Origin of the sequence: Salinigranum marinum (genome assembly GCF_024228675.1) — an archaeon.
In the GTDB taxonomy this organism is placed as follows: Archaea; Halobacteriota; Halobacteria; order Halobacteriales; family Haloferacaceae; genus Salinigranum; species Salinigranum marinum.
Genome location: NZ_CP100461.1, coordinates 348,572 through 363,383, shown reverse-complemented (window position 1 = coordinate 363,383; position 14,812 = coordinate 348,572). Strand labels below are relative to the sequence as shown.

Annotated in this window: 9 protein-coding genes and 1 pseudogene; 5 read left to right on the top strand and 5 right to left on the bottom strand. The window is 51.7% G+C overall.

Going from position 1 to position 14,812, the window contains the following annotated elements; genetic code table 11:
* Positions 1 to 93: 93 nt before the first annotated feature.
* Positions 94 to 573, bottom strand: a complete 480-nt coding sequence (locus NKJ07_RS01615) for a hypothetical protein (RefSeq protein ID WP_318568853.1) — start codon at positions 571 to 573, stop codon at positions 94 to 96.
* Between the two features lie 793 nt (positions 574 to 1,366).
* On the opposite strand from NKJ07_RS01615, the gene NKJ07_RS01610 reads away from it, so the two are divergent.
* Complete coding sequence (locus tag NKJ07_RS01610; RefSeq protein WP_318568852.1) at positions 1,367 to 2,443, top strand: NAD-dependent epimerase/dehydratase family protein; 1,077 nt, start codon at positions 1,367 to 1,369, stop codon at positions 2,441 to 2,443.
* A gap of 33 nt (positions 2,444 to 2,476) precedes the next feature.
* Here the strand turns inward: NKJ07_RS01610 and NKJ07_RS01605 are convergent, their stop codons facing one another.
* The 3 genes and pseudogenes from NKJ07_RS01605 to NKJ07_RS24365 all read right to left on the bottom strand — a co-directional run.
* The gene (locus tag NKJ07_RS01605) at positions 2,477 to 4,675 is read right to left on the bottom strand and encodes a hypothetical protein (protein ID WP_318568851.1); all 2,199 of its coding nucleotides are present in this window, start codon (positions 4,673 to 4,675) and stop codon (positions 2,477 to 2,479) included.
* A gap of 1 nt (position 4,676) precedes the next feature.
* On the bottom strand, positions 4,677 to 6,767 hold the full coding sequence (locus NKJ07_RS01600) for an ArnT family glycosyltransferase (RefSeq protein WP_318568850.1): 2,091 nt from the start codon (positions 6,765 to 6,767) through the stop codon (positions 4,677 to 4,679).
* Between the two features lie 476 nt (positions 6,768 to 7,243).
* Positions 7,244 to 7,838, bottom strand: a pseudogene (locus tag NKJ07_RS24365) (glycosyltransferase family 4 protein); the annotation flags it as partial.
* A 114-nt stretch (positions 7,839 to 7,952) separates the two neighbouring features.
* Here NKJ07_RS24365 and NKJ07_RS01590 point away from each other — a divergent pair.
* Positions 7,953 to 9,212 carry a sulfatase gene (locus tag NKJ07_RS01590; protein ID WP_318568848.1) on the top strand — a complete coding sequence of 420 codons (1,260 nt, stop codon included), beginning with the start codon at positions 7,953 to 7,955 and terminating at the stop codon, positions 9,210 to 9,212.
* A 69-nt stretch (positions 9,213 to 9,281) separates the two neighbouring features.
* Entirely contained in the window at positions 9,282 to 11,036 is a 1,755-nt protein-coding gene (locus NKJ07_RS01585) for a hypothetical protein (protein ID WP_318568847.1), read from the top strand.
* 24 nt (positions 11,037 to 11,060) lie between these two features.
* Here NKJ07_RS01585 and NKJ07_RS01580 read toward each other — a convergent pair whose 3' ends face one another.
* Positions 11,061 to 11,948, bottom strand: a complete 888-nt coding sequence (locus NKJ07_RS01580; RefSeq protein ID WP_318568846.1) for a glycosyltransferase — start codon at positions 11,946 to 11,948, stop codon at positions 11,061 to 11,063.
* Positions 11,949 to 12,136: 188 nt separating this feature from the next.
* Here NKJ07_RS01580 and NKJ07_RS01575 point away from each other — a divergent pair, with 188 nt between their 5' ends.
* Both NKJ07_RS01575 and NKJ07_RS01570 read left to right on the top strand, forming a co-directional pair.
* Positions 12,137 to 13,609, top strand: a complete 1,473-nt coding sequence (locus tag NKJ07_RS01575; protein WP_318568845.1) for a sulfatase family protein — start codon at positions 12,137 to 12,139, stop codon at positions 13,607 to 13,609.
* Positions 13,610 to 13,690: 81 nt separating this feature from the next.
* Positions 13,691 to 14,749 carry a glycosyltransferase family 4 protein gene (locus NKJ07_RS01570; RefSeq protein ID WP_318568844.1) on the top strand — a complete coding sequence of 353 codons (1,059 nt, stop codon included), beginning with the start codon at positions 13,691 to 13,693 and terminating at the stop codon, positions 14,747 to 14,749.
* Positions 14,750 to 14,812 lie beyond the last annotated feature (63 nt).

Below are 14,812 nucleotides of genomic sequence, written 5' to 3'. Positions count from 1 at the left end.
CGTTGACAGCGTGCTCCAAGTCTTCTGCCAGTGACCGTTTCTCACCTCTAGTTAACTCTGTTAGTCCCTCCGTTTGATCAGGGGCTGTCAGAATTATTCAGTTAGATTGACGTCAAGATGGAGACTGGTGAGAATATGATAATATATTTGGCATTTGTCGACACCTGTTGCAGCACAAAACTGGTCAATTTCACTTACAGTCCAATCCCTGTCGATTTCCGCCAGCAGATCATAGAACGAGGTCGAATAACGCGGAAGTTCTTCATTTGTTTGAGCGACTAGCCCCTCTGCTACGAGATCGGACAGTATTGCTTTGAAGGCTGATTCAACTCCTGGGGAATTCGATTTTTGACTATATTCAGAGTGATTGTTGAATTGGTAAAAATGATCTTCAGCCGTTCTAATCGGTGAATCTTCATTATTCTCAAGGAACTGATAGACTAGTCGATGAGTGGGAGTCAAATTGTCAATAGTCGGTTTGTCTATTGCTCCACCGTACCGCAAAAGAAGTGCCTCTATGAGTTCCGCCTCAATATTATACTCTTCAACTAGTTCTTCAGCTGTTTTTGACATACAATATGATAATCATTTTGTCTATTAAATCTACCCAATTAACAACTCCGTTGAAATACCCAATTATTTATATATTTTGGTGAGTCTTTTGCGAGTGCATCTGTTACTATATTCGACATGACTAGACATCGGGTATGAGTACAAATATTGCACTAGGGTCGGGATGTGACAATTGCTGCTGGCCACACCGCCCGTACAACCCGCAGGGGTGTGTGACCCATGCGAAACGGGTGCGAATAGCGCAACGGAGCAGATCGAGTACGATATTTCGGTAAATGCCCGCACTGCAACTACTGGAAGTTAATGGACGGATCGGGGACGACGTATCCTGCAGCTGGGTCAGACGACACGTGGGGAGAACTTCGAGGGGTAGCGGGCGACAGCTCGTTGGGCCAAGTGGAATGTCTACTCGACGAACCGGAGTAACCGCGACTTCGGGAGGGACTGCATCTGGTCAAACTATCGGGCGAACGTGGAAGCCACTGAGGATTCCAGCAGAGCCTTATAAACAAGTATACGGAAGCCGTGGATTTCATCGTCGGTGTGTAACTCGGGCCGCATTTGCATACCTGCCGCTACCCCACTCTCTGAAGATTCCAGGGAATTCCACCACCGCGTGTTATAATATCGATATTCGAGGCACAGCAGGGCACTCTCCACCGATATTATATCGATACTCTCACTGTTGATGGCGAATATCCTATTTTATGTTCTCAGGCAGACTGTGTGTTTTCGATGAACGATCCCCGCTGCATCAACAACGTAATCACGACTGACCGGATACCGAGGGCTGATGACTGACTCGGACGCGTCTCCATCGATGCTGGTCACCGGGGGGACTGGATTTCTCGGCCTCCACGTCTGCGACCACTTTGCTCGTGCGGGATGGGACGTTACCGCGCTCGATCTCAAGCCGTTCGAGGACGACGACGACATCGATGCGCGCTACGTCGAGGGCGACATCAGGGACGAGGACTTGGTCAGAGAGGTGATGGAAGACGTCGACGTCGTGGTCCACGCGGCCGCGGCGCTCGCGCTCTGGGACGACGACCGCATCCACTCGGTCACGGTCGACGGAACCCGGACGATCCTCTCGGCCGCGGCCGAGGCAAATGTCGACCAGGTGGTGTTCATCTCGTCGATCACCGTCTATGGTGACGAGGCGAGTTCACCCATCACCGAGGACGCCCCGCTTTCGGCGATCGGTGCGTACGGCCAGTCGAAGATCGACGCCGAACGCGTCTGTGAGGAGTTCCGTGACGACCTCTGTGTGACGATCTTCAGACCCCCGAGTTTCATCGGGCCGCGCCGGCTGGGCATCTTCGAGATTCTCTTCGACTGGATCGAAGATGGCGCGAGCATTCCCTTGATCGGCTGGGGCGACAACAAGTACCAGCTGTTGCACGTCGAGGACCTCGTCGACGCGATCGACTTGTTGATGGATGCCGACGAGGACGTGGCGAACGACACGTACAACGTCGGGACCGAGGAGTTCGGGACGATGCGTGAGGACTTCCGCGCGCCGATCGAATATGCGGGGACGGGCAAGCGCACGATCGGGACGCCCGTGTTGCCCGCCGTGTGGGCTCTTCGGCTGTTGGAGCGGTTCGATCTCTCGCCGCTGTACCCGTGGGTGTACGAGACCGCCCACCGGGATCATTACCTCTCTGTGGAGAAGCTCAAACGAGTGGGGTGGGAACCGCAGTACTCCAATCGTGAGGCGCTGGTCGAGACGTACCGGTGGTATCTCGAGAACTACGACGATTCGGACGTGGTCGATGACGACGACGACGCGGGTCACCTCGGCCACCGCGTCGGCTGGGATCAGGGTGCGGTCGGGTTCGTCAAGCCCGTGTTCAAACTGGTTTGAGTGTTGAGGAGCGGTGTGTTTTGCTGGAGGCGCTCAATCGTCACTCGGCATTTCGGGTGTTGCCGAGTTAGACGGCTCGTCGGACTCGTCAGTGCCCACGCTCTCGGTGAGTTCGGTCGCGAGTGACTGCGCCTCGTTTGCAGTTGTCGTCTCCACGGATTCACTATCGAACGCGCTGCGTTCGTACAGCGCCGTGAGCCGGTCGAACCCGTCGAGTCGATCGCCCATTGCGTCGCGACAGGCGTGGTAGAACTCCCAGTGGGTCGTGTTGCGTCCGTCCGCGATGTCGTACGCCTCGCTGAGTCGTTCGCGCGCCGCACCGTAGGCGAACTGGACTGCCTCGTTGGGGCGGCCGGAGTCGAGGAAACGACTGGCGACTTCGAGGAGTGAGGTGTCGGCCATGGGGTCGGGTGACTCGCCCGTCTCTGTCGACGGCGTGTTCGTGGGTGTCTCCTCGGGGCGTTCGACGCGCTGGTCGTATCGGAACCGGAGGACGACGGCGCCGCCGATAATCACGAGCGCTGCGAGGCTCTCGACGGGCGAGAAGTTCCGGCCGATGACCGAAAGGAGTTCGGCTTGGACGAGCACTGTCGCTGTGGTCTCTGTGGCTTCGAGGCCGGTGTTCTCAGCCTCGTATACGGCCGTGATCGGGACGTTCTCTTCACCACCGACGGACGTCGGGAGCAACCCCTGCGGAATCTCGATCGTCGTCTCGTAGAGGCCGGTCTCGTCCGTTCGAGCCGTGCCAACGACCCTGTCGTTGATCGTAAGCTGGATCTGCTCGCCCTTTACTACTCTATCTTCCAGGGTTGTGAGCCGTCCGCGTACGATGACTGTTCGCTGTTCGAAGGCAGAGCCGGACTGGTTGAGTTTCGTCGCGTTGAGCGAGAGCTGAGCCGGGGTGGGAGTCACAGTGACGAAGGCGGTCGCCTCCTGCCTGTCGAGTGACTGGTTCGACGCTCCGACTTGGACACGGACCGGCTGGGATCCTTCAGTGACACGCAGCGGAACCCGGAGGCTCTCGTTGATCTCACCCGTGCGGGTCGTCTCGTTCTCTATGATTGTCTGGTTCGCGAACGAGACCGACAGCGGTGCAGACGGTGCAGCGACTCCATCAGCGGTCACTGTCCCGGTAATTCGAACCGTGTCGTTGAACCGAGTCTCTTCCGGCGAGACGTCGAGCTGGACGTCGGGTTCGACTTGCGTGATCGTGGTCGTGATCGTATCGTTCGATCGCTGGAGGTTCGACTCGTTCCGCGGGACGAACTGAACGGTTATGTCCTGCTGTCCGAGTGGTTGAGCCACTGGTCGATAGTCGACAGTGAACTCGCCTGCGTTGTTCGTCTGGGTTTCCAGCGTCTGCGTGCCGATCTCCAGTTGAATAGATCGGTTGGCTATCGCTGACTCGTTCGACCGGAGCGATCCATCTATCTCGACTGACTGTACAAACGAGACCTCCGTGGATGTCGTGCTGACCTCTATCCGTGTCTGGGAGAACTGCTGGTCCTGAATCTCTCGTGTCTCTGCGAGGCGCTGAGCGAGCGTTTCGTTCAGTAGGTTCGATGCGTCAGTGAGGTTGACTCCAGTTTCGTTCGAGATGGTACTGTAGTCTCTGACGATCGTCGAGCCTGTGCGTTCGATGTCATCAGCTTGTCGGCGAAGTTGACGCGCTAGCTGCTCCGCGCGAGTATCGTTGCCTGCCTGACGTGCCTCGCGATACTCGCGCCGGGTCTCGTTGAACTCCTCTAGGCGATCAGCCAGCTGTTGCTGCTGTTGAGAGGTCTTGTTGAACTGCTCGGCTAACTGATCGTCCGACTCGGTCTCAGTCTGGGCGGCGACCTCGAAATACCGACTGAGGCCATCACGGTACTCAGGACCCACGTAATCTTTCGCTAGCTCGTACTGTTCCTGGTTGAGACTAATCGAGCTGTCTCCTAATCTGTTACTCAGCGAACTCGAAAGAAGGCGCGAGACTTGTGAGAGGTCACCCTCTTGAGTTTCGTTCGAGGGGTTCTGATGGCGGTCGACAGTGGAGTTGTTCACACTGGTCTGCTGGAAGGGTGTCGGCGAGCCGATCTGTTGGATCAGTGTCGACGAGTCGGCCTGTTGGTGCGGTGCCGCGTGGTCCACGGCAGCCGACGGCGCACTCATGCCAGCTAGGGCTGCGATAATCAGCAGTGTTGTAACGAGGAGAACTCCGAGTCGTTGGCGGATCCGTGTCGTGTTCCTCATTTCATCTATCCTCTACGTAAACCAGGCTCACTTCTTGATTTTCGGCGAGCGTCGCGTTCATCAAGACAGTTACCCCCGGTTCGATGTCCGCGAGGGATTCAGATCTGAGCACGGCATACTGGGAACCACTGGCAGCTAACTCCGACGCCGTCCCACTGTCGAGCGGCCGTTGCGCGTAGAACGAGAACGTGTGGAACGGGCGGTTCATCCGCGCTTCGATGAACACGACTGCGTCCGGCGGGGCGTGTTCATCCAGTTCGACGGCGAGTGCCTGTTGCCCAGCGTTGCCACCGGTCGCCGACGGGACTCCAACAAGTGCGGCGATGAGGACAACAGCGACTACAAGGGGAGCGATTCGCGAGAGAATAGCGTTCATTCGTGGAGTGAGGCGCGCAGTCAGTCCTCGCCGCACTGGTAGGGCCCACGTCGCGGCGACAGTTCCGATGGATAGAATGACCGATCCGTCAAATGCTACTCCCGGCTTCACTCCCAGCGAGAAGGCAGGCGAGATTGTGAGTACGATTGCGATGCCGGCTGCCAGCGAGACTATCTCCGCCCGTCGACCGTCGATTGCGGCGTTGATGGCGTATCCCACGAGCAGGGCGGCGGGCACGTACATTGGCATTATGTACCATTGCTTCTCGCCGATGAATACGAAGAGTACAAATGAGACCAGCGTCCACCAGACCAGCATCTCTGCATCGAACCCACTCCGAGCTTCGGCGACGACACGGCGATAGACGAACACGGGAATGATGAACAGTAGAACGAACACCCACGGATGGAGCATACTCGGGTCGAAGAGAATAGATTTGATATACGGATAATCCATGAACGGGAACACAGCGTTCGTGGTTGCCCCGAATTCATTTCCAGCTGCTCGATCAAGGATGTATCGTACGAAGGCCTCGCGAATGAATATTTCACCGTACTGGGAGTAAATGTAGATCGGCCACGGCAGGATCAACAGCACTGTAACCCCCACCGACCGGGCAAACTCTTTCGTCACAAACACCCGCTGGTTAAATAAGGCAATCGGGAGAACGACGAGGAGGAACACACCTGCGCCGAATCCCTTGGTGAGCACTGCGAGGCCCGCGAAGACACCCATCGGATAGAACCACCGGAAGTCGTTACGCTTCACCGCGAGCCACGCCGTGTAGACGAAGAGGGTCCCGAAGAGCACGAGGAGAGCATCGAGCCCGCCGTCACGCCCGGCATTGAATCCAGAGTGTACCCACGGCGTAGTAAGGTAAACTAAACTCGCGAAGAATCCACTTCGACGCGAAAACGAACTCCGACCAATAAAGTAGATTACAACTCCCGTGAGCAGACTTGCAGCCGCGGATGGGAGTCGGACAGCGAACTCGTTTATACCGAAAACGAGCATCGACAGCGCCTGGAGCCAGACCCCGAGCGGTGGGAGACGCAGCCACGCGTCTAACGTAGCGTCGTTGAACCCGATCGTGTAGTACATATGTGGCACGACCCAATAACCGTCCTGAATCATATGCCGCGCGAGGTTCGCGTAGAAGCCCTCGTCCCACGTCTGAAGGGGAACGTCTCCGAGTCGGTAAAAGAACACGAACACACCACAGGCTATCAGTGGGACGAGATACATCAAGTCAGTTCGAGAAACTATATTCCTGATGTCCTGACGGACCTTTCCTCCGACTTCCCGTAGTTGGGACGACAGTGATGATGTGATGATCGGCTCGGCCCCCGAACGAGGGGACGTTGACTTCGAACGGTCTGCCGCGAAGGACTCTATGCTATCTTTCGTTCCACTACCTGACGAACCGGAGGCGTCTGACGCTATGACACGGGTTCTTTTAGTCTCATCCGCCTCAGCTGCCCCCGTGTCTAGAATCCGGTTACATATCTCCTCGACCTCGCGCTTTTCGGTCTCTGAGAGTGTGGCGCTCGACGCCAATGTCTCTCTCGTCGCGAGCGTATTCAGCCGCTCACGGTCCACCTCGTCAACCCCATATATGTCATCAAGCCGATCGAAATATTCGTTATGATTCTCTTTGTGCCGGCAATCGACGTTCGTGCGTGAAGCCACCAAGTCGACCACGCCGGCTGCCCTCATCCGTATGACCCTCTCTCGACTGCTGCCGAACAGCGTCTCTCATTTGAGTAATCGAACTGGTGTGCTAATGCACGAGCGTTCGTCAGTAACGTGTGTAAAATAGTTACTTTTTCCGGCAACCACTGGCTTCGTTGAACGTCAGGGAGGTCCATCCATCTGTCTAGAAATTGTAGAGGCCTCTACTTATGTATGACTAGTAGTTTCAGAGCTCATTACCACATCCGAAATTAAATCGAACGGACCCCCTGTCGACCCTCAGCGAGCACCTCACCGTGTTCGAAACCTCATTGCTGGTCGTGTGTCTGCTATCATGTATTATTAATGATGATGATAGGGGTTTCAGTCCAGATCAATCTCTTTATTTTCTGTCGGCCACTCGTTGATATACACTCTCTGCCTGCACCGTAACCGTATCCCAGTCGAATCGTGCTGCACGTTCTGTCGGGACTGCTGGTGGTCGTTTTCCTGACAGTTGGTGGGAGCGGTGCGTCCTGGATTTGCTGGACGTCGATCCCGTTCGGGCCTACCTCGATATTCTCTCTAGTGGGACCAGGTTCCGCCAGCTTGTCGGCCGTAATGCCGAGACGGCGACTGGGTGCTGCGGGGTTCGAGCGGTGACGTGCTCAATCAACTTGCCTCCAAACGCGAGGTTCCCAAGATACTCGTCCCAGTAGTTTCCCCCCACTTCGTGCCAGGTAGTCACGAGTGGTGTGTCCGTAAGGAGGGTCCAGAGCTTCACCGAAAGAACGGGAAAATACGGGAAGACGGAAGCGACGACGAGATCGTGTTCGTCGACGTGCGGTCGGAGAGTTGGCACGAACCGTGCAGCGAAGTCGACCGCCTCGGTAATAGAGCGCTGACCGTCCTCGTTGTACGGTTCGATTCCGGGGGTGCCGCTCGGAGCGTTATTCCATCGTGGGTCGTCTCCTCAGGGGCGTCCCAGAAGTGCCGCCCGTAGATGGTCACGTCGTGGCCCTCGTTTGCGAGTCGCGCGCCAATCTCGTGGATTCGTTTCTCGGCGCCGCCCTTGACGAAGGGAAAGAAGACGTTGGAGACGATGGCGACGTCCATTCTCGATTCGGAAGTCGACGGTTCGAGTAATGTGTGTTCTGAATCTCGCTCGGCCGCCGGTACTATCTGAAAAAGTAGATATATACCACCTCGCCCTTATTACTCGAACAAGCAATGGCAGACAACTGGGAGCATATCATCCTTCTCTCGGCCGACGCCCTTCGTGCGGACCATCTCTCTTGTTACGGGTACCATCGGGAGACGTCCCCTGTCATCGACGAACTCGCCTCGGAGAGCATCCGATTCGAGAACGCTTATAGTGCAAGTTCTCACACGCGTGAGGCTGTACCTGCGCTGTTGACTGGTGAGTATCCAGACGTTGCAGTTGATGACAACTATCGACTGGCGACAGACACGATTGCGTCAACTCTCTCTGAAGAAGGCTTCGCGACTGGAGGTTTTCACTCAAACCCGTTCGTCTCACGAGCGTACGGATTCGGTCGTGGGTTTGACGAGTTCGACGACGATCTCCACCTTGGAAAGCATAAACTCATCGCGTTGGCGCAGCGAGCACTGGACAAACTCAGAAATCGACACTATGCACGGGCCGAGGAGATAAATGAGCGTTCACTAGCATGGATTGACTCGCTTGATTCGGATCAATCGTTCTTTTTATGGAACCACTATATGGATACTCATGGCCCATATGAGCCCCCGGGCAAGTTCGCGACGCTGTACACTGATACGAGGGTCTCCAACCGGGACTCGCAGTCGCTCTACCAGCGAGCGATCAAGAAGCCTCGGTCAATCTCTGAAGAAGAACGACAGTTGTTGATTGATTTGTACGATGCCGAAATCCGGTACAATGATGAACAAATTGGGATGTTTCTCAAGGCACTCCGGGAGCGAGGTTTACTGGATCAGTCTCTGCTAATTTTTACATCAGACCACGGTGATGCGTTTGGGGAACACGGATACTACGAGCACCCACGATATCTACACGAAGAACTCACACACGTACCTCTGCTTGTGCGTAATATGGATGACTGCTCTCGGCGTGTAGCGTACCCTGTAAGCACAATTGATGTTGTAGCATCAATCAAGGACTCGGCGGGATATGAGGTCGGCGACGGCAGGTCTCTATTTAACCCGTCAGCTGATAGGCGGGTATTTTCGCAAGCACGTGGTGAAAACGATTGTACTCATATTCGACGGTACGTGGTTCGCACACGAAAGGGGGAATGTTTCTGTGAACGGAACCAGAAAAACGGCAGTCTGGATGTACGAGATGCATCCCATCAGTCGCTTCGCTCCGATCTTGAAGAACATATTGACCAACGGGTATCTACTGCCAATGACAATGATGACGAGATTACGACAAATGTCGATGAGGACATAGAACGACGATTACAAGCACTCGGATATAAAGAGTAGATTCTCGGACCAACGGAAGTACCCAATGTATTTACAGCAGCCTTGTTTGTTTTTCAAAGACGCCTCCGAATGTATCTTGGGGCAGTGCTGCAGCCAATGACTGAATCTAGATCCCGAAACCAACGTCTGCGTCTGGCTTATCTTCTTCGTGCTTTGCCGTTGTTCTTCTTGATTTACGTGTGGATTCGGGGATTGACCGCCAATCCGATTGGTCCATATGCACTATCACTCTACCAAGAGATTCCCGCAGACTTACTCTTGGGGCTTGGGTTAGCAGGACTCTCGTTACTTCTTATCTCAAAACCGCACACGAATTGGGCAGCAATTCTTGTTCCGCAGTTTCTTATCGCCATAACGATACTGCCCACGCTCCAGACCAAATTCCTTCATTTAACTCCGGATGCGTACATGCATATTGGACGAGTGAACCGCATTTTAGCGACCGGATCATCGGCTGAGCGGAATCTGTACCCACTGCTACATTGGCTTTCAGCTATGATTGTTGAGATTACTGGACTCACATCGACGAAGGTAGCGATTTTGCTCACTGTAGTTTGTAGCGCGACCCTTGGATTGCTTTCTGTACTCTGTATTCATCGACTCGCCCTTCCAAAATCTGTATACCCTCTCGGAATATTCGCTGCTATGCTAATGTGTTTAAATTTCGATATATACAATTTTGCATCTTGGGGACAGTTAGGAAGGTTATTCGTTGTATTGACTGCTCTGATCCTGTTTATTGACTCTGAACAAGCATCACGCCAGCTGGAACGAAGGTCGATACTGCTGCTGATAATTGCCGCAATCGCCTTCGCGCATCCGATATTATGGGTCATAATCTCCGGCATATTGTTGATTATTCTCTCTTATCAGTTACTTAGTGGATCTTCGGTTTATCGAGTTGTGTATGGCTCTTTCATCCTACTTCCTTCGTTAATTATCGCTCTGTACTGGCTTCTAAACGCGCCTACTTTTAGTAAGATCTTATCGTCGATTCTCGGGTCAATCTTGGCCGCGTCTAGTAGTTCCTCACGATTAGCACGACGAACGGGCCAACTCTCGAGTGCCGATATCGCACCAATCGACATCGCAATCCAATTTATCGGACAGTACGGCTATCTCGTGTTCTTTCTTGGCTCATTGTTAGTCCTGATCGCACTTCGAACAATCGCTATTCGGGGACGTGATTCGCGACTCCAACCGCTCGCGATTGGCGTGGTAATCCTCTGGGCGACTGGGGCTGTCACATTCACTCTTCCCGTTCCATTCGGCCCCTCACGATTTTGGGGAATTTCGATTATTCTCGGCGTCTTCGTCGCTGCACAGGACCTTGCAGATCTAATCACTCGGCGAGGGAGTCGAAAAACCGTGATTATAGGACTTTCTCTCGTTGTTTTGATTCTCGTTTACGCAGTTGCCGCCCCAACGATTTATGGATCTACTCTAGCACGTTCGCCAAGCGAACAGATGACGAAAGCTAAATTTTCTGGTACTGAGTGGTTATTCACATACGAAGATAGTGAAGACCCGATTCGAGCCATCGGCGTAAATGTCCGAAACTTAATCGCCTATCAAGAAACCTCGGATTCGTATCGGAGTGCGCCAAAGCCCGAACCTCATTTTGCTAAAATTCGTAGTGGAGAGTTCTCGGGGTACGTATTAATCGCTCCACCTGCAGGACAGACGTATCCTACCTATTACGCGAAGTATCCGGAAACGTGGGACTATACACCGGAAGACTATTTTTGGCTTGAACACTCTACTGCCACGTCACATATATATACTTCTGGGGATACCTCCATCCGCAGGGCAAACATGAACTAGAATGTTCTGGTTTATTAACAAATGTTATGATCTGATTCTATCGACCATCTCCCGTGTAAACTTTGCAGGGCGATAGGACCATTTACCAAAGACCGTCGCAAGTGTACGGCTTATTGAGGCGACATTGGGGTTGAGAATTGCAGATCGTCGATAATGCTGATGTGCTTCGCTAAACCGGCCAGTCCGAAGAGCGGTCTCTCCTAAAGTAAGCTCCAACATGGCTTCAAATTCATCCCTGACATTATATCGAATCGCCAGGTCACCGTGCTTAGAAATCATTTCTGGCACCGTTACATCACGTTTGCCGATATAATCATCGCTAATTTGTTCTGTATGGTGGTATCGAGTTACCAATGCCTCTGTTACAGCCGCAAAGTGATATATTTTTGATGCTCGAATATATAATTCCCAGTCTTGATGATTAGGCAACTTCTCGTCAAACATGCCCACGTCGTTAAATACCTCTGTTCTCACCATGATTACTGATGTTGAGGGTAAAGGAGCACCAATCAGTAATTTTTTTGTAATATCTCCTTCGATATCAGGAATCAAGGTTTTGTATACTTTTCCGTCTTGTTTTTGCTGGATTCCTGTATAAACCACACCGGCGTCGGTTTCTAGAGCCCTACGGACCTGCTGTTCAATTTTAGTGGGGGACCATTCGTCATCATCGTCAAGAAATGCGATATATTTTCCATTGGAGTGCTCAATACCTGTATTTCGTGCTGCGTTTGCGCCTTGGTTCTCATCATGACGAATTATTCGCACAATCTCGTTTTCATCGACAAACCTACTTGCGGGCTCATCAGAAGCATCATCTACTACTATATGTTCGATATTTTTATATGTTTGTTCCTTGACCGAATTGATTGCTGTTGGAAGAAATCGGCCCCGATTATAGGTCGGGGTCACCACTGATACAAGCGGTCTACACATAATATGAATGGCAACGCCGTTCCGCATAAACCCACATAATTACGCTCAATCGCTCAAACATTAATACTTTAATATAAAAATATACATTAATATCTGTCGCTACACCTCGAGAAGCCGCCTGTTTAACAAAGATTATACCAATATGCCCTTGACGGTAAGCCGAGATGAGTCGTCCTAATATACTCTTCATTGTCATGGACACAGCGCGTGCTCGTGATACGCTTCCTTCCACGAACACTGAGTTGGTTCCGGAACTCGCTGAACTTGCAGATGAGGGGGTTGAATTTACTTCTGCGATCTCGACGGCTCCCTGGACTCTGCCTTCTCACGCATCATTGTTCACTGGGCAGTACACGTCGCAACACAGCACAAACGCCGGAAATAAGCGATTCTCCCCGACTCATAAACCACTAGCACGATTACTGAGCAATTCAGGATACTCTACTGTTGCATTCTCAAACAACAGTTGGATTGCTCCCGAATTCGGGTTTGATGATGGTTTTGATGAATTTTTTGCTGGATGGAAACTTTTTGACTCAGATGATGAACTCCCTCGCGTAATGCGTGAATTCGATGAGCCGCTCAGCCAGTTTTCTGAATTACTCAAATCAACAGAGCTGAAGCATCTTCCTACTACGGTTGCAAATGCAATATTCACAAAGTACCTCCGTAGACGCTACGACTATGGTGCCCTCTTAACAAACTGGAAAGTACGAAGATGGCTCGATAACTGGAATGGAAGCAAACCATTCTTTATGTTTATTAATTATCTTGAGCCCCATTTAAAGTATGACCCCCCCAAAAAATACTGTGATCTTCCAGAGGGTGTCTCGACATCTGAGGCGAAGCAAATTAACCAGAGTCCGTGGGAGTACGTTACTGGGGAGACCCAACTTTCCGACCGAGAGCTCACGATTCTTGAGCATTTGTACCGGTCCGAGATTGGATATCTTGATCATCGAATCGGGGAATTGCTCGATCTTCTCTCAACATACGACTCACTAGAAAATACGCTCATCGTCGTTGTAGGTGATCATGGGGAGAACATCGGAGACCACGGGTTGATGGATCACCAATACTGTCTGTACGACACTCTAATCCATGTTCCACTTATAATTCGTGGACCCAATAACTTTAAAGGTGGAAAGCAGGTGACGGATGTCGTTGAGTCTCGCTACATTTTCCCAACAATCCTAGAAGCAGCTGGCGTGGACATACCAAAACATGAATCAGTTGCGGACGAAAGTCTTTCAATATTTGTGCAAAAAGATTCAGAATCTCGTACAAACAAGCATGCTATCGCTGAGTATCTCGTCCCCCAACCGGATCTTCAAACACTCCGGTCAAGAGTAGGTGGTGGAGAGCAAATGCAACTGGGCAAGTATGATCGTGCATTGAGGTGCGTAAGGACTAATAAATGGAAATATATCGAGTACAGTGACGGCTCTCATGAATTGTACGATATTGTCAACGATTCGAGAGAAAACTCAGATATTTCGTCAGAATACTCCGAGATATCGAGGAAGTTCTGTGAAGAACTAAGAGAGACGTGTGGGACCTTACAACGAGGAGAACAAGGAACAGGTGATGTAGACACTGCTGCTCAACAGCGGTTGAAAGATTTAGGCTATATCTGAAATATATACAGAATGAGGATTCTAATCCGGTCACATACGGCTATGCGGCGCTCAGAACTCTCGGGCGGTGCAACCCGACTCATGGAGAACATCGCTCGTGCATTAATCGACTCTAACTGGACTGTTGAGATACTTTCACCGACCCCGTGTGAAGATGAGTCAGCCGGAATCCAGGGAGTGAGATACAACGAATTCAATTATACCAATCCTTCGTCGTCAGTTGAAACCATGTTGAATACCGTTCGAGGGGTTGGAACGTATCGAAAGCTAATGTCGAAGAGGGATTTCGATATCGTGCTTGATGATATCTCTCACTATCCATACTACCCTGCACATTTCTTGTGTCCAGAAGGAATAACCAATGCGGTATTCATGCACACGGCATTTTTCGGCGCCGCTCGCGAGTACGTCGGTCCGATCCGTGGATCGGTAATCGATATCATTGATAGAACACTCCCTTGGCTGAATCATCCAGCAATCATCTGCGCAGGAGAGAGTACTCGAAATCGAATTCACGATATAACGGACTACCGGAATACTCGCATCTTGCATCCCATGGTGCAGGCTGATGAATTTACTTATACATTTGATCCCGAGTCCCAAAATGTGCTCTACCTTGGACGGCTTGATGCCCGGAAGAATGTTGAATGTCTATTGCGAGCATGGCAATACGTTGAACGGTCAACTAATTGTAACATGTCACTGCTTATTGCCGGGACAGGACCAAGGGAACAAGAACTCATTGAGTTTGCATCACAGCTCCACCTAAACAATGTAGAGTTTCTAGGGTATGTTGGTGAAAAAGAAAAGAGACGATTGTTTTCTAATTCTTTATTGTATGTACTCCCGTCGAAGATGGAAGGGTACGTAACGACTGGGCTTGAAGCGATGGCGAGTGGTACCCCAGTTGTAGGATCTGACACATTTGGGATTAATGACTATGTCAAACACGCTGAGACTGGTTACCTATTTCCAGTTGACAACCACAGACACTTAGCAGAGATACTCCTTGAGCTCATATCGACTCCAGAACAGCTTGAGCCAATTGCGAAGGCAGGCCGTGATCTTGCAGAAGAACATTCATTTGAGAGTTTTAAACAGAACGCCAATTCTCTATTTCAGTCGTTAGTTATGTCTTGAATAATAGAATTACCGATTTTTGTTAAAAATAAGATGGTACTCAGTATTAATTATCCTTACTAG

Coding starts and splice junctions, on each gene's coding strand:
- NKJ07_RS01570 (WP_318568844.1), top strand. CDS start 13,691: ATGGAGAACATCGCTCGTGCATTAATCGACTCTAACTGGACTGTTGAG.
- NKJ07_RS01590 (WP_318568848.1), top strand. CDS start 7,953: ATGGCAGACAACTGGGAGCATATCATCCTTCTCTCGGCCGACGCCCTT.
- NKJ07_RS01600 (WP_318568850.1), bottom strand. CDS start 6,767: ATGAGGGCAGCCGGCGTGGTCGACTTGGTGGCTTCACGCACGAACGTC.
- NKJ07_RS01585 (WP_318568847.1), top strand. CDS start 9,282: ATGTATCTTGGGGCAGTGCTGCAGCCAATGACTGAATCTAGATCCCGA.
- NKJ07_RS01605 (WP_318568851.1), bottom strand. CDS start 4,675: ATGAGGAACACGACACGGATCCGCCAACGACTCGGAGTTCTCCTCGTT.
- NKJ07_RS01615 (WP_318568853.1), bottom strand. CDS start 573: ATGTCAAAAACAGCTGAAGAACTAGTTGAAGAGTATAATATTGAGGCG.
- NKJ07_RS01575 (WP_318568845.1), top strand. CDS start 12,137: ATGAGTCGTCCTAATATACTCTTCATTGTCATGGACACAGCGCGTGCT.
- NKJ07_RS01610 (WP_318568852.1), top strand. CDS start 1,367: ATGACTGACTCGGACGCGTCTCCATCGATGCTGGTCACCGGGGGGACT.